Below are 18,806 nucleotides of genomic sequence, written 5' to 3'. Positions count from 1 at the left end.
TTACCAAACATAAGTACCTACTGCCCCGGCAGTCAGCTTTGTTTTCAAAGTCTTGCCATTAGCAGCAATGGCGAACTCATGATCTGCGGCAGTTTTATTGGCCACAATTAATACGATTTTACCATCTGGTCTCTTAAATGCCACATTGCTGAGGGCATCCAGGTTATTACTGGCAATTCTAACCGAACCCGGTACTGCATATTTTGCAGCATGCGCAACAACATAATAAGCGGTATTACGGGTAACCTGATCTCCTTCTATGGTAACAGCACCCTGGCAAATCGGACAGCCTCCATTATCTGTATGGGGCTCATATTTAGCGTTGGCCGCCAGGTTCCAGAGGATGACATTCTTGCTCCAGTTCCGCGTTGCGCCGATCAAAATCCGGTCTACCGGATTGGAAACGTTAAATCCATTCCTGCTCACCGCCATCATTTCTGTGAAATAGAGGTTTTTGCTCGGGAAGGCATCGTGCACTTTACTCATCGCAGTGGTCTGACCGGCATACAAATGAAAGCCTGACCCGTCGATGTATTTAGCGGCTTCAGGGTCATTCAATATCGAGATTGGGTATTCCGGCGCATCACAGTTGTGGTCGTATAAAATGATCTTGGTCTTAATGCCCGCAGCTTTCAATACCGGACCCAAATTGTTCTTGATAAAGCGCAGCTGCTCCTTCGCAAACATCTGCATACTTGGGGTATTGCCATCATTAAAAGGCTCATTCTGAATGGTAATGGCCGCAATATTGATACCCTGCTTTTTCATCGCCTGGATATACTTTAGAAAATATTTGGCATAAACCGGATAGTATTCCGGTTTTAACTTTCCTCCCTGGATGTTGTTGTTGGTTTTCATCCAGGTGGGGGCCGACCAAGGTGAGGCCATGATGGTAATGTTTGGATTTATGGCCAAAATCTCCTTAAGTACAGGAATCACATCCAGCTTATCCTGCTCCAGGTCAAATTGGTTTAGGTTTACATCAGTTTCTCCCGCTTTCAAATCGTTATAAGAGAAAACCCGGTCGTTTAAATCAGAGGCACCAATACTCAACCTCAAGTAGCTAATGGCGATGTCTTCTTCATTTTTCCCAAACAGTTCATTCAATAGTTTCTTACGTTCCGGGGCCGTCATCCTGATGATGTGTTGCGCGCTACCGCCCGTTAACGCAAAGCCAAAACCGTCGATGGACTGGAAAGTCTGCCCGGCATCTATACCAATCGTCGGTATATTTCCTGCCTCGCCCGTTTCAAAATTTTGGACTACCTGTTTGGCAAGCTTTTGAGTTTCCTGCTGATTCGTGATCCAGGATGAAACTTGTTGCGCGTTTGCCGACTTGCTTAGCATAGCAAATGCAAAGGTGGCCAATAGATAATGATTAATCTTTTTCATCCTTATAAAATAAACACGGTGTCTGTATTAGGCGCAAGTGTAAAATTGGCAAGTTGCCCTTTGTCGTTGATTAATGCAGGAGTTGCAGTCAAATATTTGCCAGTTTCACAATCGTATTGTTGTATTTTTTTGACTGGAACAGCGGTTTTGCCAGGTAATGTCAACACAGGGCTAACGGCCAACCTGCCAGGGTTGTACACGTAAATAAATCGATGTGTTCCACGTTTTACAGCGTATACTTCAATCCCTGATGTTTCGGTTGATACGTCAAGTTTGCTGAATAATCCTTTCCCTGCCTTTAGCATCTCTTTGGAAATCGTGCTTACATTTCTGATGTAGGCGTCTGTGCCGCGGTCGTCAAAAAACTCCCACCACCAGGATAGCGGCAAGATCGGTGTGGGCGAGAACAGACCGTACCACAATCCTCTTTTGAAATCACTGTCCATTTCATCGGCAAAAAGATTGAAATTCTTAGACCAATCGTACTCATAGCCATACTCCCCAATAACGTAGGGCTTTTTAAATTCCTCCGCATATTTTACAATGGTAGTGGGCAAGACCCTATTGTTCTTGTAAATGTGTTTTTGATTGAAATCTATGTTCTTCAGATCATTTAAACCCGCTAAGTCGCGGTGAGAAATACTGGTGGTCACCAAATGTTGATAAGGATCTATGCTTTTTAAATAGGTACTCATCTCGTCATGCCACTGCACAATATGTGCTGGGTTGATGGGATTGCTGGCATTTCTAAATTGCACGTTATCAATCTCATTAAAAAACTCCCAGGCACCAATTGCCCCGCTATAACCCCAGCGCGCTACAATAAACCGAAGCCGGTTGCGGTATTGGGCTTTGGCCTTTTCATTCACAAAGAAATCTGCAGTAGTCGTTGAATACCTGCCATTCTTTTCATCATGGGTACCCTCACCCAGTGTCAGCATCATAACCAGTCCTAATGAATCAGACAAGTTTATCAGACGGTCCATTTTCCTGATCGCACTCGGATTAAAATATTCATCAGATGGGGTATATCTTTTGCTGTTAAAACCACCTTTCCAATCCAGTGGCAGGTTCCATGAAGAAATCCAGGTACGGAAATAATTACCTCCATGTTTAGCAAGTGAAGGCAGCATGTACTCGTAATTGTATTTGTCTTTTTCGTGTAGGGCTTTAAAGAATTTAGAATCGTCGTCCGCACGTGATTCCCATGCCAAATTCTCTCCTATTCCCCGAAAAACGGTTCCATTGTCGTATTTAAAACTCCAGTCGTCATTGGCATGCAGAATTCCCTTTCCTGTGGAAGCCAATGCCCTAAAGACACCTTGCTTTGTAGAAAAAGTATTTTTTTCGCCCACTTTTAGTTCAAAGGTATACGTGTACTTTCCCTGCTCCTGTGGCAAAAAGCGCGACTTCCAATTGGACACTTTAGCAAGAGCATTACTTTCATAATAACATGGCAGTATCAGTTGCTTTCCTGATGGGGATTTGATCAGCATCGAAAGTGCAACTTCTTCCTGCAGGTAAGGGTTCTTAAATGCTGCCTCAATGGCAATATCCCATTCTGCCAGTTCGTATTGTTTAATGATTTTGCTGGTACTTTTATAACCAACAACTTTATTTTGCGCAAATAAAGGCTGGGCAACTATAATAAAAATCAGGGCAATCGCCAGGTTAAAAATTGGTTTCATTCGTTCGGTTATGCATAACCTAAAACAGGTTACTGTAGTTTATAATTGATCATAACGAAGATAGGGCGAATGTACCTTGAAGAGTAGTAGTATTTTAACAATTGATTATATCAAAACCGAAATCACTGAGGTTTTACCAACCAGAAAATGGCATTCTTTACCATAGTTGTATAAGCCGGGTTATCAAAAAGCTCCGGACCATGCCCCATAAATACATATAGATTTTTAGCAGGTTTAGTCTTGTTTGTCCAAACCACAGGGTGATCTCCCATCTTAATATCGCCGTTCGGCACATAGCTTTGTTCATTTACACTGGCTAAAACTTGTATCTGCTTAGCTAACCTCGGATTCTTATCATAAGTATACCACTCTTCTTTCTTAATGTTGAATGTACCTGGCAATCCTTTAAACACTGGATGTCCTTTCTGCTCTACAACCACATCGCCGCTGGCAAATTTGGCAATGTAATTTTTAAACTGAATTCCGCCCATGAAATCGCAGTACCATTTCCACAAAGGGAAACCATCAAACTCCCCCAGCAGCGTGGCATGATGAAAGCCCAGCCAGCTACCTCTGCCATGGTCAATATAATCTTCAAATGCCTGCTCGGCTTCCTGGCCCCAGTTGTAAGGCGGGTAATCCAGCTGAATCACCAGGCGGTAATTGGCCAGTACAGATTTATGGAGCATCTTCGGGTTCTCGTAATAGTCTACTGTAAAGTTGCTGTCGGCAGCCAATTGATTAAGCCATCGCTTAGCGGCAGTGGAATAAGCTACATGGTGACCGCCATTCTCTGCAATTGCCGCTACTTTAAATCTTGGCTGGGCCATCGCAGTCACCGCCTGTAAAAACCATGCTGCATGGGGCAACCATTGTTCCGTCCAGCGCCATTCATTACCACCTGCCTCTGTTTTAAAATCAATTCCTGTCCCGTCCCCATTTCCATCCTTACCGGTAATGCCATTGGAAATGCCGCCCTTTTGTGAACCGTGACCAAACAAGGCGGCCATATACGGAACATTATTCTTACCAAAGCCATACATAAAACACATTTGGTAAGGATTACCGCCCATTACCCACGATAGCTGATCTGAGGCATACCGGGCAAGTGCAGGCATAACTCCCCAATTACCAGAAGCCGGGTAAACCAATCTCCCGCCAACAATCGCTGCGGTAGCCAGAGAGGCCAGTCGGGCGTTCTCGCCTTGCCACCACCATCCGGTCTCGTTTTCCTGAGGGATAAAGAAACCCTCCTTCACCTTACCTTTGTATAAAAAGCTTTGTCGCGCGTAATTAAATGGGTTATTCACCTTACCTGTTACACTTAAGTTGTAATCGAGCGCTTTCTTAATAACGCCCAACACTGCAGTTCTTTTCACAGGATCATTTTCTGCATCGAGGTAGCGTGCCAGCGCCACTACAGGCATTCCGGCATCTGCGCCATGCCAAAAGGGTCGGCCTGCATCATTGGCAAAGAAATAACCCGCCGGACTCATCCTGTTCACCAAGCTCAAAGCTCTTCTTCTGGCTTCATCACCATAAGATGCTTCTTCGGTCGCAATCCACAATTCCGTAGCCGCCATCAAGGCGCAGTAATCGTCTATGATGTTGTCTTTCCCATCATCTGTATATTTCGAATTGTTGACCAGCAAATGTGCAAAAGCCCGTTTGGCACCATCAAGGTATTGGCCTGAAGTAAATGCTCCATCCTTCTTCCACCTGGAAATGCGTGCCAGGGAAGCAATGGCCATACCGCCCCCTTCTCTAAAAGCACACTGATAGTCAGTAGTGGTCACACTATTTGCCAGCAATCCAACGATGTCCCGCGCAGCGGGGTCTTTATTAAAGTGGCTAAAGATGATCATGTAAAAATACCCTTCGGGGGTTAGCGACCGCATTAAGTAATCTGCTCCGTAAAGTGCTTCATTTTGAATGGAATCTGCAGCGCCCATATCTTTCAACATTCCCGGAATTGCCTCTTTGGTATTGATGAGCGACCATGCGACCAAGGGGATTTGCTGGGGCGACATATAATTGGCATAGGCCAGGTGTGAAAAATATTTACTGATATCACCGGAAGCATCTGCCCAACCACCCCTCATGTCTACTTTCTTGTCACTTCCTTTTGGAGATATTTTAACATCTGCAGCCAGTTCCTGAGGGGTGTTGGCGCGCTGCTGATGGTAATAATGTACAATAGATGGAATGGTCAACCTGGCCAAGCCTGATTGATCAAGTACGAATGTATTGGATACGGCGACTTGATTTCCAGCCTTAAACCTAATCTGGTATCTCCCCCGCTTTCTAAAAGTTGAAAAATTCAATTTATAGAATAGCTTTCCTTTAAACCATTCGTCTATTGTTGTGCCATTGCCAATAGGTCCACTAAATACCGATTTTCCGGTAGCTTCATTGATCAACTCAAAACGGGTTAATGGGGGAAGCGCTTTATCCAGTTGCAAAACGGCAGACTTAGGAGCGGAACTATCAAATCCAACCTGGTTTACAAATATCTTGGCTTGGGTGTAGCCCGATAAAGATGCGCAGCATAAGGCTATAAAAATGAATGCCTTTTTAAATTGGTTTACCATCCCTTCATTTCGTCTAAACTAATTATTTGGTTAGCTTTAATTAAGCTATCAATATCCTCATTTTTATTGAATTTGAAGGTCAGTTCAGACCAGCCCATAAAAAAAGTCCACTTTGGCTGGGCTTTTAGAATCTTCAACGTGGGTAATGTCTGGCATTCGCCAATAGCAATCGGTTTATTGCCGCCTGCTTTCACCATCACGTCATACTTGTCTTTACTGAAACCCGTCTTATCATCATAAATATCCAATGCGGCAACATCCCAATAGGCATCTCCAGGATTATAGGAAATTACATCGCTTGCAAGCGTACCAAAGTCCTGGATGTCCCAAACCCAAATCAGGTTTTTCAGTCCTTTAACCTTGCAGAAATAATCGTGCGTTAGTTGGTATAACTTCCTAGTACCCTCCGGACCAGGTCGTCCTCCCCACCAGAAGACGCCCTGATTCATCTCATGCAGTGGCCTAAACAAGACTTGTACTTTTTTATCTGCCAATTGTTGCAAATAGCCGGCAATTTCATCCATCATGCCTTTCCATTTGCTGTTAATGGCGCTACCATCGGTCAGCAATTCCTTCCATTGTGCATCATTTAATTTACTCAGCACGCCATTTTTATCCCAGCCACATGGTTGTTCCAGTGCAGGATTACAGGCATGCCACATGATGTTGACCAGGGCTCCTTTTTCCCATTGTCTAGCCGCCTCATGAATCATCAACTGCCTGTTGGCGATGTTGTCCGACTGGAACAAGAAATCCCCGCTCCAGAGGGCAGGATATTTTCCGGTAGTTTTAAACACCTCGTTGGTCCAGGCAGCGGGTTGCCGGTTGGGTTCACGGTTGTGGATTCCAAATACGGTCTGCTTACCGGAAATCCGTTTAAGGTATCGAATTACTGATCTATTTGGCTGACTAAATGCCTGAATGGTTGTAGTCAGTAATGCAATAAAAAGTATGTAGAATAAAAAGGCTTTCATTTTAGGAATTTGGTTATTCATCATAAACTAGAGTAAAAATAGCCAAAGCGCAGTCCCTAATTTAATCCTTTTTTAACATAACCACATGGTAAGTCGACAACCGCTAACATAAAAACCTATGTACAAAAAAAGTCCCGGCACAAGGCCGGGACTTTCATATTTTATTTAATTATAGATTATTGGCCTTTACAAGCTTCGATCAATAACATTTTGTTAGCCTGAGGACTCTTAGATCCTAAGAAGTCATTTTCACCCACAACTGTGCTCATGTCAGCAGCAGTGATTGGCCTGTTAGAAACTACCTTAGTTTGAGTTCCCCAATTCGCTTTGAAGTCATAAGAAGAACCAATTTTAAGGTTTGTGGTTTTGAATGCACCTTTTACAGCTGTTCCCAATAATACATATTGACTGTCTGGAGCCCCAACTGGTTTGTAGAACAAATCAAAGTTAGGAACAACGATTGTACCTTTACCAGGGCAATTTACATTTAACAACAAGGAAACGAAATCTAGCGGAGTGCCAGGATCATTAACTGTTATTGTTAACGCAGTACCCGCACAAGGATTGTCGATCTTACCACCACCTAACACTGAGAACGGACTAACATAATCACGGATTACGTAGTTAACCGCTACAGGAGGTAAGCCTTGAAGAACAACTGAAGCACCAGCACCAATTTCAATTGGATAACTGCTCAAAATAGTTCCGTCATTTGCAACAGTTTCAAAATCAACAATTTTCTTAGCTCCGTTTAATAACCAAGGTGCTGAGATCGTTGCAGTTGGGCTAATACAACCTGGTGTTTTGATTACATCACCAACGATAAATACGGTTAAGTGATTGGTTTGGAAGCTAATAGAAAGTTTTCCAGAACCATCAACTACAGTTGTACCTACAGTTTCGTATTTGAACTGACCAGTAGAAGTTTGGTAACTATAGATAGATAATTGATCACCAGCTTTTAACTTAACACCTGTAGCTTGAGGTACAAAATCAGGATTCAACTCGATAGCAATTGTGATAGGTGTACTGAAGTTCCTCACCTCAGAACCTCCAACAAACATTCTGATATCAGTAAAACCTGCTGGGAAGAAGAATGCAGGAGTAGCAGTTCCGTCCGCACCAATAACATTTGGCGCACTTAAATCACCACCTGGGAATAATGCCAATGCAGCAGGATCATCAGCATTCATGTTGATTGCTTGGGCAGTAACACTTCCACCAGTTAAGGTATTTCCAGCAGCGTCTTTAAATTGAACACCTGCAGGAACAGTAATAGTAGTTGATTCAGTTACCGTAGAAGAAAGTGGTGTTCCAAAAGTAGTAGTAGTGGTAGTAGCACCATTTGCCGCCAAAGGAATTTCCTTAACCACTACAGTACTAGCTGGTGTAGGAACCACTGTTTTTAACAATACAACCTCAACGATTTGGCTAAATTGGTTCAACACCATCTCCACAGGGATAAGCTTAGGCTCGTAACCTGGAGCAGTGATGCTCAAATTAAAGTTTATTTTTTTGGAAGCAGTCGGAACAGCCTTTGGCTCAACACCAACAGTGATAACACCACCTGGTGCAGCAATTGCTTTAGTTCCTGAAAAGTCGTAGATGCTGGCTGCATCAGTACCTGTTGCACTTACAGTCAACGCCGGCAAAGTCTCACCATTACCACCTTTAACAATCACAGTAGCTTTGTATTTGATCACATCAGCATCAAATAGCACATTAATCTCGTAGGCTGGGTTCCTGCAACTGTTAAAGAACAGTCCCACCAACATCATAAAGCTGAATAGTTTAGTAAAATTTCTCATATATTATTTATTAAGTAGATATTATTAATTAAAGGCCGAAATTCAAATTGATCTGTACTACTGGCAAGAAGCGGTAATAAGACATATTTTTCTGTAACTGTGCCTGGTTACTGGTATTTAAAGTTAAATAGTTTGTTCCTGTAAGCGTCGCTTTAGGCTCTCCCATATAATACGTTCCAACAGCAAAACCGATATTGAAGGCATTCTTAGGAAATACGTTCTCAAAACCAAATCCAAGGTAAGGAGCAACTTTATCCCACTTCACACCACCAATTAGCTGACCAAGATCAGAACTTGGTATCAAAATATCGCCATACTTATAAGTACCGCGGTAGCTCACTACTACATCACCCTGTGCTTTCCAGAAATAGCCGGCTCCTGCAGTTACTACTACTTTTTTAGATAAGCCTTTTTCTTTTAGGAATGGGTGAAAATCAAGCATCAAATGCGCGTTTGCAAAATCAGCATCAAAATCAACATCTGTCGGTTCTGACCTCACTTTGTAAACACCTTGACCGCTGATAGGTAGAATACTGGCACCAACGCGGACAGCAAAAACAGGTTTTGGCGCATATTTTAGATCTAAACCTACACCTTGCGTAGCAATTGTAGCACTAACAGTCACCTTAGGGCGGCTTGCACTGTCAATTGTAGCGGTACTTTGCGCATTTAGCTGCGTGCAGATCGTTAAAAGTATGCTCAAACTTAAAATAGTAATTGTTCTTTTCATAGTTAATTGGATTGGAGAGTATAATATTGATTGATTATTAATATTTTTTATTGTTTTTTCCCAAAAAGCCAGTTTCCCCGCTAATTAAAGCCTGCAAATCCGGTGAATTTTAGCGCTAAGTTAATCATTATCATGTTATTATCACTGACAAATTTAAAAATAATTGCATATTTTTTTAAAAACTACTTTAAGTTAATAAGCATTCTTATGTCCGACTAAAACTTGCCACACAGTTAAAAACGCAATCTTAAGGTCCAATAACATCGACCAGTTTTCCAAATACCAGATGTCGGCTTCCACACGCGCTTCCATTGCACCTTCTTCTCTGGTCTCTCCCCTAAACCCACTTACCTGCGCCCATCCCGTAATTCCAGGCAGCACGAAATGCCTTACCATAAACTGGTCAATCAAGGCAGAATATTCACTGGTATGCTGTATCATGTGCGGCCGAGGCCCCACAACAGACATCTCGCCCAACAATACATTGAAAAATTGTGGCAGCTCATCCAAACTGGTTTTCCGCATAAATGCACCCAGCCTGGTTATTCTCTGGTCATTTTTTATCGCCTGCTTTTTATCTGAATCGGTATTGACACGCATGCTCCTGAACTTCCAGCAGCAAAAAGGCTTGTTGTCTTTGCCAGATCGCCATTGTTTAAAAAAAACCGGACCTTTTGATTCCAATTTAATCAGGACAGCCAGCAAGGGGATCAGCCAACTTAAAACAAAAACCACAACAAATAAGGAAAACCCAATGTCGAAAACACGCTTCATTACTTTATTGTTCATGTTTTCCAGAGGCTCGGCACGCGGACTAATCACCGGAAAATGCCCTAACATTTTAACGTTCACGTGTTTTCTGAAGTAATCCTTCACATCAGGAACCAGTTTGAAACGGATCAACTCTTTGTCTGCTTCACGCATCAGGCGGTTAATTTTGTCAATAGCACGGTCTGGCAATGCACAATAAACTTCTTTGATCTGATGCCGTTTCACGTAATCTATACAGTCGTTAACCCTGCCCAACACAAATACATCATCCGCCTGCAAATGTGGCTTATCGTCGAAAAACCCTACTACCCGGTAACCCATTGTAGATTTGCTTTCCATAATTTTTGCCAGCTCCACGCCTACAGGACCGGCCCCCACAATAACCACTTTGGTATACTCAATTAAATTTGCACGGTGCGACCTTCTCAGGAGTAAAAAGGCGATCTTTCCCCCAAAAATAATGGGGTAAATACAACAAGCATGTACAGGATCAGGTCGTTCGTAAAAGTAAATTCAGGAATCAGATAAACCAGCGCACAAATAAAAACGGAGAACAGTACCAACGACATAAATGACTGCCGTACTGTTGGAATCGCGTCTTTAATAAAGATGTCCCGATAAAGCCTGGTAATTTGGGTAACATTAAACCAAATGAAGTTGACCAGTAATACATGGACCATATTGATATGGTTCATGTCGATATGATGTTCAGGCCAGTAAGCAAACAGGTAAGCAAAATAACCGGCAAGATTTATCAGGGCCAGATCAACCAGTACGCTGATCATTCGGTAATAAGAACCGTACTTTTCGGTCATTGAGCTGTTTAAGTTAGATTTGCTGTTCCCCCTATCATGCTGATAGTTATATCCCTGGCAACATTCAAAGTTAAATTATTTTTTCCAGCAAACTTAAAAAAAGCTTTCAAAAAAAATACCCGCTCCTGGATGCTTTTTTCAATGGTTAATAGGCATTATCTTCTCCGCGAAGCATATTGATTACCGTCATAAAAATAATTTTTACGTCAATCATGCCCGTCCAGTGTTCCAGGTAATAGATGTCATGCTCTACGCGTTTTTCCATGGCGCCATCTTCTTTAGTTTCCCCTCTAAATCCATTCACCTGTGCCCAGCCGGTAATACCGGGTTTCATAAAGTGGCGCACCATAAACTGGCTGATGATGGCTTTGTATTCTGCGGTATGGCTAAGCATATGCGGCCTCGGGCCAACCACACTCATGCTTCCATACAAAACATTGAAAAATTGTGGCAACTCATCTATACTTGTTCTTCTCAAAAATTTGCCAATCGGGGTAATCCGGTCATCATCTTTAGTCGCCTGCTTTAAATTGCTGTCATCATTTAGCCGCATGCTCCTAAACTTCAGGCACCAGAAAGGCTCATCGTTACGCCCGCTGCGCAACTGCTTAAACAATACCGGTCCTTTACTTTGCAATTTGATCAGGATGGCAATGATCGGAAACAGCCAGCTCATCACGAAAATGATCACCAGCAGACTAAATACCACATCGAATGCTCGCTTTTTAAAGCGGTTGCCCATAATCTCCAGGGGTTCATTCCTAAGCGTAATGATGGGAAATTCTCCGCCCATATAATTAATGGTGTAAGGAGCGGCCAATGTCCCGGCAATATCTGGTATAAATTTTAACCTCAGTAAATACTTATCTGCTTCATGAACCAGGTCGTTGATGGCCGACATCCTTTCCGGGGCAATGGAAACATACATGTCTTCCACGCCATTCTCCGCTGCAAGTTGCATCTCTGCGATCGCAATATCCGTTGCCACCTTATTTTCCGGAGTATAAATACCGGGGTGGTCGGCAATAAAACCATAAAAAGTCACATTTCTTTGCTTTTCAAGATACGCCGCAATACGTTTACCCGTAGCGTTATTGCCCATTACAGCAATCTTTTTGGTCACATGAAATTTCTTGACCAGGTAAAACTGGATAACTGTCCCCACAAAGCGATTCATAATAAAAGCTACGGCCAATAAAGCATAAAACACCAGTAAAAAGGTCCTGGAAAATTCGTTGTCTCTTAAGAACAATAGGTAGAGCGAAAATAAAATGAAATGCACCAATACACTTCTCCAGGTTCCACGGTAAATGCGTTCCACCCTGCGTGCGCCATACTCTGTATACAATCCAAAAAGCAATGCAACAAACAGCCAAATTAAGTTGCATACCACAACGTAATGCTGTAATAACTCATAAGAAACATACTTTCCGAAATAATTGGTTACGAAATATGAGAGAAAGTAAACCAAATTAAGCATCAACACATCTGTAACCGGCAGGATATATCTGAGGAGGTATAGGTATCGGGTCTGCATAGTTAAAAATTAAGGATCGTGCCCAAATATAGCGTTTTATTGCTCAAAATGAATGAAATGAACAAGAGTTTGAAATTAAGTACGACTAAAAAAGCTTTATGTTAAGAATAGGTTAAAATATAGCCAACTATTCCGTATTTTTTGTAAACCAACCAATTTAAAACAGCGAATTCAAAATCCCGAAACTAAAAGAATTTGAAAAAAAATTAATTTTTAAATAGTATTTAAAAACCAATTATCGTTACCTTACGTTTATAGTTAAGAATATTTTGTTCTACAAACCAAATATAGCAACCCTATTGCGATATAAATTTTATAATGATTAAACACCGCTAGGTGTAAATTATTACGTTAACAGGCACATTAACGCTTTTTGTATGTACGAAACATTTTTATTGCAAGAATTAAGACTAAAAGTCTGCCTAAAGGCAGGATTTTCAAACATCACCCCTTCAGACTGTAAACTCCTATCTGTAGAAATTCGTAAGGCAACCCAAAAAAACATCAGTGAGACCACCCTGAAAAGGTTCTTTGGATTTGCAGCAGTTTGTCATGGATTTTCAAAATACACAATAAGCGCATTGTCTGAATACGCAAATTTTAATGCTCCTGCTGTTTCCGGGCAAAATCTACGCGCTGACGCCTCACTTTCTCCATGGGAAAACCTCAACTATAACATCGGTAGAATAACCGATTATGTCTTGAAAGAACTCAGAAACAGATCTGGCCTCCCTTATGAAATGACTGTTAGCAGAAAGTTTGCCCAACACGATTTTGAAGAGTTTTACCACAGTCATACCAACTTCATGGCATTTATTGCCCAGCCGGGATATGGAAAAACAATTCTGCTGAGCCACCTAGTACAGGACTACTTCAGAAATGAACAGTCCATGTTCCGAGATTCTATCCCACTTTTCATTAGTGCCTCAAGCTTCTACAAGCCTGATCAAATGGTTTTTAATTTGGATGAGCATCTTAAAAATGTCCTTGGGATTAAGCAAGATGCCGATTTAATTGCTTACCTGAACGACATAGCGAAAGACAAAGGGAAATTTTTCCTAATCATTGATGGTTTTACAGATCTGGTTGTGAAAAGAGACATGAAATCCCAACTGTTCGATGAAATCATCAATTTCATTTGTGCACTGGACCACAGTCCCAGCATAAAGCTCATCATGAACATGCGACCAACGATGTGGATCCGATTTTATGAAAAAATACGTCATTCGGCCTATTTAAAAAGCACCTGGTTCCCCGGAAATTACTACAATCCTAACGATGTCTCCAATGTACCGCCGTTAACCGAGGATGAGCTCCAGGAAATCATCAGGAATACAGGCTATACGGATTTCAGAAGCATTAACCCCAATCTAAAAACGCAGCTTAAATTCCCTTTCCACATCCCTTTGTTTTTCCAGCTGCGCGCTGAAGAACCCTATCTGTCTTACAGCAGTAACATCACGTTCTATGAACTGATCGACAGGTTTATACAGGATAAGATTTTCCGTTCTAATTATTTCACGGAAAAATTACTTTTTCTCAAGAAATTCGTGGAAACCACCAATTACGGACAAGACAACTACCATGTAGAAAAAGACCTGATGATTTCTCAATTGATGGTCTTTAAAAACGCCTACATGGAATTGATAGCTGATGGGATCCTGGTTGAAGAAAAGCGAAGTCACAATTTCTACCCAAAAGAATACATCAGTTTCCTGCACCCACAAATTTTTGAGTATTTCATTTACATGGAATTGCTGTCAAATTGTACAGAACCTGTTTCCTCCGGTAAAATCCTGGCGCACATTGACACCACCTATAAAGGCAATTCCATGCGCTTCATCTTGTTGCAATGGGCCGTTCGCCACCTCATCCGCTCAGGAGAATATACCGCGCTTAAAAATGTCTTCAAATTGCCCCTGATCAACTACGAGCGCAATTACTTGGTCCTGTTTATAGCCGAAAACCTGAAATTTACCTTGAACGTTCGTCCCGGAAATATAGTTCAGGTGCGGGAGCAGAAAGTTCATAAATACATCCTTGAGGCACTTAGTAACCTGGATTACATCGACTCCTGTTATGCTGAGGGTGTACAAGCCTTAGCGGATATTTGCGACAAGGACCAGTATTGGGTATCTTACCAAACTATCCTCACTGTCACCGACATTTTAAGTCTTAATCCAGAGCGAATCCAAAACAGGATAGATCAGCTCACACCTTTCGAAGCCATTTGTAACCAAAGTTTTGTAAATCCACTTGATTTCTTAAAAATTGCGCATGCCCGTACACAAGGCATCAAAGCGCCAGTTGAAAATCTACTTTCAAAAGTTGATTATTGGATTTCCGGACGCAACAAGCATTCGGAAATGGAAATACCCGATACCCTGACAGGTGTCTTCTACATGCTACTGCTGGGCACTAACCTTTTCTACGGCAATGCATCAAAATCTGCTGAAATTGTTCATATGGTCTATATTTTACACCCAAAACTGATCTACAGCAGGACACCTTTCGCCACTTATATATTGTTATTGTATGGCATTGCCTGCGCAATGGAAAATCAATTTAAAAAAGCCATAAAGATTAGAAATATCGTATCGAACATCGCCAGCCAGCGCGACATCAATGGCTTTACTTTGTATTCTGAATCGCTGCTCATCTTCCTGAACGCCGTGATTGCTAAATTCAATGGGGATTACAATACAGCCATCCTGCAAGCGGAAACTGCATTGGGCATATTTAAAAGAAACAACTTGAACGTGAATGTATTGATTGTTTATAACCTCATTATCGAAACGTACAATTCCTCCGGCGATATCGCGAAGATGAACGAGTATAAATATGAAAAAAGATGCTTCCAGGAAGATTTACAAATCCCGAAAGACATCTTTCCATACAGTCCTGTTACCAGGCACGATTAATTTTATTTATTCATCATCGTAAATTCCTTTAGCTTCACATCTGCTGCAGTCAATACAATGTACAGGTCCTTTTTACCAGTTGTTGCGGTCAAATCTGCTACGCTGCTCTTTCCATCTGTGAGGCTTGCTTTACCAATTAACGGACCTGTTGCAGAACCCGTCCTAACTTCCACAACTCCCGGGGAAGTTTTGTCACCAGGGGCAAAACTGATGCCGCTGATACCAGTCAAATCAATATTCTTCAACACCAGATAGGCACCGGCACTTTTCGAGCTGGCAATAGAACGGTTTCCGTTGAAGTCAATGTCATTATTCTTATCGGTATTGTTCACCAAAACGGTTGGGTTGCGCAACACCACAACATGCTCGCCAAACTGTGCAGGGGCTAGTTTTGATCCCTTATCCTGGTAGGCTGCTCTAAAGATAAAACTACCTTTGTTTGGTGCATTGGCTTCTACATTCGTGGTATAAGTACCAACAGTTGGCAAACTTTTGCTGGCTTGTGTTTTATTGCTCAGGCTTAAAATATATTTAACAATGGCATTCAATTCCGATGTCGGCATTCCACTGTGGGCCGGCATCATCGCATCACCCCAAACACCAGATCCACCATTCGCCACTTTCTTTACCAATGTTGCTTGCGCAGTACTCACGCCTTTATACTTTAAGGCTACCTGTGTAAATGCAGGGCCGAGTGATTTGGCATCCAGCATATGGCAGGCGTTACAATCGCTTTTCTTAATCAAGCCCTTAGCTACCTCATATTGAGCAGAGGCATCAAAGTTATTTTGCTTTTGGGCAACCACGGTCATGTCATATCCTTCAGAAAGGTAATTGATCGACATAGAAACGGCAGATGGCAGGATGCGTTTGTTCGCTAAGCTTCCATCTTCTTTATCGTTTACGCTGACATTATAAGCTACAGTACTTCCCGGGAAATAGAAACTGGAGTTTCCTTTGGTAAAGTTCACCTTCACTTCCGGTATGGCGTTACCTGCAACGATATCCACAGACTTGCTGTTCTTCGCACCTGAAGGATCCGTAACGGTCAGTGTTGCTTTATAAGTACCGGCCACACTTAAGGTGATCAATGGGTTTTCCTTGGTGCTGCTTTGCTTAAGTACTCCTGCTTTCGTGATCTTCCAGTCGTATTTCAATACGTCTCCATCAGAGTCATTGGTTCCCGCAGAAGACAATTGTACGCTTAGCGGCAAGGCACCGGCGGTTTTATTAGCGGCCACCTGTACCGAAGGTTTGCGGTTACCGCCATTGTATTCTATCTTGATCAGCTCAGCTTCCGGCAGGTCTTTAAAATAACCATTTCCGTATTCCAAAACGTATAAGCTACCATCCGGTCCAAATTTCATGTCTATCGCCCCGTGCAACTGTAGGTTTGGTAAAAATCTTTCCATAGAGACGTATTTTCCTTCCTCGTCAAACGTTACCGACATGATCCAGCCGCGTACCCAATCTGTAATCAGCCATTTTCCCTCATAATACGCCGGGAAAAGGCCTTTGGCATTTTTAAAATCACTTTGATGAAAGATCGGACCGCCTACCGCACTTCTGCCGCCGCTTCCCAATTCCGGAAACTCCTCACTCACCGCATATGGATACCAGATAAAAGGATACACTACCGGAGGCAATACGGTCAAACCGGTATTGTTAGGAGAATTGTTCACCGGCTTCAACGGGTCCCACCATTCTCCTGATTTTTGCGTGGCAAAGTCATAGTCACGATAAGCTTCCTTTCCGTTAAAATATGGCCAGCCAAAATTACCTGCTTTCTTCGCGATGTTAAATTCATCATAAGAACGCGGACCTCTCAAATCTGATGAGTTAGAACCATCCGGACCAACCTCGCCCCAAAACAACCAGTTGGTCTTGGAATCTATCGTTAACCGCCAGGGATTTCTGTTACCCATGGTATAAATTTCAGGCCTGGTCTTTTCTGTTCCTTTTGGAAATAAATTGCCTTCTGGTATGGTATACGTTCCATCTGGTTCCGGATGGATCCTCAGGATCTTGCCCCTCAGGTCATTCGTATTTCCGGAAGATTTCTGTGCATCCCTTGGCGATTCTCCCGGGCGCTCATCAATCGGCGTAAAGCCGTCCGAAGAACGGGAAAAGGTATTGTCGCCAGTGCTTAGCAGCAAGTTCTTGTTTTTGTCAAACAACATACCCCCACCAACATGGCAGCATTCTTCCCGTTGTACGACTACGTCCATCACTTTCTTTTCTGTGCTCATGTCCAGCTTACCGCCATTCCAGGTAAATCTGGATAAACGGTTCACAGAAACATCCTTCGGAGAATAATACACATACATCCAATGATTTGTTGCATAATCCGGATCCAGGATCATGCCCTGCAAACCATCTTCTCCTTCAGAGTGCTCGCCGGTCTTACTCACGTATTCCCTGCTCACATTAAATTCAGCAATGACCTCCAGCTTATTGGTAGCCGGGTCATAGACCTTCATTTTTCCTTTACGTTCGGCATACAATACTTTACCTCCAGCCAGTATCTGGAATTGTATAGGCTCTTCCAGCTTTTGTTGCAATACGACTTTCGTAAAACGGTTATCATCGGGCTTTGCAGCCGATTGTGCCATCACTCCACTTCCTGAAACCAGTAACAACGCAGATGCGGTCAGCAGTTTCAAAGAACTCCACTTATCCATAGCTATTATTTTTGTTTAGTAATGATGTTACGGAAATTAACCACACTTGCTGCCACATCCTGGCTGCTGCTCTGCCAGTTGTATTCGTATTCTGCAGAAATTCCGCCTTTAAAATTTTGTCTTTTCAATTCCGCAATTACAGCAGGGATGTCAGAAACACCTTCTCCCCAATGTACATCGTGGCCACCTGGCCCTTTTTCATGAAGGTCTTTCATATGCGAGTGCAATACGTGTCCTTCCAATGATTTCAAACAAGCTACCGGGTCTAAACCTGAACGTACCCAGTGACCAATATCAGCGCATGCGCCAATACGTTTGCTTTGACCTTTAATGGCTTTCAACACAATCTCCGGGTTCCAGTAATGTGATGGGTTTGGATGGTTGTGTATCGCCAGGTTAATTTGGTATTTATCGCAAAGCGTAGAAATGAATGGAATGAACTTCTCATCAGGCTCAGATGTAATGGTTTCGATGCCCATGGCTTTTGCAAATTCAAATAATTTAACCCAATCTGCTTCAGATCCCGCACCGGTCACCCCAAAGGCAATGAGTTTAACATTGGCAGCTTTTAGTTTGTCCAATACTGCTTTTCTGGTAGCATCGTCCATTTCCGGACCCATTTTACCGGCAATGCCTCCGCCAATTTCTTGTCCCGGAAAAGCTTCCACGTAGCGCAGGTCGCAGCTGTCGATCTTCCTGATCGCTTCAAAAAAAGTGAATAGACGGAAGGTATACGCTTGTGAGCCCAGCTTCCAGCCTAATTTTGCTTCCGGGTGTGGAGCTGATGATGTTTTACTTCCACCGTTCATGCTCTTGCAAGCGGCAAAGCCGATGACCACCAGCAGTACCAGGCTAATTTTTGTAATAGTTCTCATGTTTAAAGGTTTCATATTGTTGT

Annotated in this window: 12 protein-coding genes; 1 reads left to right on the top strand and 11 read right to left on the bottom strand. The window is 42.6% G+C overall.

The genetic code is table 11. The annotated features are described in order from the left end of the window. From ACXZ1K_RS05680 to ACXZ1K_RS05640, 9 genes are all read right to left on the bottom strand, one after another. On the bottom strand, positions 1-1,392 hold the full coding sequence (locus ACXZ1K_RS05680) for a glycoside hydrolase family 30 protein (RefSeq protein WP_458972416.1): 1,392 nt from the start codon (positions 1,390-1,392) through the stop codon (positions 1-3). A gap of 2 nt (positions 1,393-1,394) precedes the next feature. After that, a complete protein-coding gene (locus ACXZ1K_RS05675; RefSeq protein WP_458972415.1) occupies positions 1,395-3,080 on the bottom strand; it encodes a DUF5060 domain-containing protein in 1,686 nt (561 codons plus the stop codon). Between the two features lie 122 nt (positions 3,081-3,202). Continuing rightward, on the bottom strand, positions 3,203-5,671 hold the full coding sequence (locus tag ACXZ1K_RS05670) for a ThuA domain-containing protein (RefSeq protein WP_458972414.1): 2,469 nt from the start codon (positions 5,669-5,671) through the stop codon (positions 3,203-3,205). After that, entirely contained in the window at positions 5,665-6,669 is a 1,005-nt protein-coding gene (locus ACXZ1K_RS05665) for a glycoside hydrolase family 26 protein (protein ID WP_458972413.1), read from the bottom strand. The genes ACXZ1K_RS05670 and ACXZ1K_RS05665 overlap by 7 nt, the downstream gene beginning before the upstream one ends. A 152-nt stretch (positions 6,670-6,821) precedes the next feature. Continuing rightward, positions 6,822-8,453, bottom strand: a complete 1,632-nt coding sequence (locus tag ACXZ1K_RS05660; RefSeq protein WP_458972412.1) for a hypothetical protein — start codon at positions 8,451-8,453, stop codon at positions 6,822-6,824. Between the two features lie 28 nt (positions 8,454-8,481). Then, complete coding sequence (locus tag ACXZ1K_RS05655; protein ID WP_458972411.1) at positions 8,482-9,183, bottom strand: hypothetical protein; 702 nt, start codon at positions 9,181-9,183, stop codon at positions 8,482-8,484. Between the two features lie 192 nt (positions 9,184-9,375). Further along, positions 9,376-10,356, bottom strand: a complete 981-nt coding sequence (locus tag ACXZ1K_RS05650; RefSeq protein ID WP_458973237.1) for an undecaprenyl-phosphate glucose phosphotransferase — start codon at positions 10,354-10,356, stop codon at positions 9,376-9,378. Positions 10,357-10,379: 23 nt separating this feature from the next. Then, positions 10,380-10,769, bottom strand: a complete 390-nt coding sequence (locus tag ACXZ1K_RS05645) for a hypothetical protein (protein WP_458972410.1) — start codon at positions 10,767-10,769, stop codon at positions 10,380-10,382. A gap of 145 nt (positions 10,770-10,914) precedes the next feature. Further along, positions 10,915-12,306, bottom strand: a complete 1,392-nt coding sequence (locus ACXZ1K_RS05640) for an undecaprenyl-phosphate glucose phosphotransferase (protein ID WP_458972409.1) — start codon at positions 12,304-12,306, stop codon at positions 10,915-10,917. Between the two features lie 377 nt (positions 12,307-12,683). On the opposite strand from ACXZ1K_RS05640, the gene ACXZ1K_RS05635 reads away from it, so the two are divergent. Continuing rightward, complete coding sequence (locus ACXZ1K_RS05635) at positions 12,684-15,227, top strand: NACHT domain-containing protein (protein ID WP_458972408.1); 2,544 nt, start codon at positions 12,684-12,686, stop codon at positions 15,225-15,227. 2 nt (positions 15,228-15,229) lie between these two features. Here the strand turns inward: ACXZ1K_RS05635 and ACXZ1K_RS05630 are convergent, their stop codons facing one another. Beyond that, positions 15,230-17,908 carry a PQQ-dependent sugar dehydrogenase gene (locus tag ACXZ1K_RS05630; protein ID WP_458972407.1) on the bottom strand — a complete coding sequence of 893 codons (2,679 nt, stop codon included), beginning with the start codon at positions 17,906-17,908 and terminating at the stop codon, positions 15,230-15,232. 5 nt (positions 17,909-17,913) lie between these two features. After that, positions 17,914-18,783, bottom strand: a complete 870-nt coding sequence (locus ACXZ1K_RS05625; RefSeq protein WP_458972406.1) for a sugar phosphate isomerase/epimerase family protein — start codon at positions 18,781-18,783, stop codon at positions 17,914-17,916. Positions 18,784-18,806 lie beyond the last annotated feature (23 nt).

The sequence above is a fragment of the Pedobacter jaeyakensis genome, from assembly GCF_054461315.1.
This window is presented reverse-complemented; position numbering and strand designations above follow the sequence as displayed.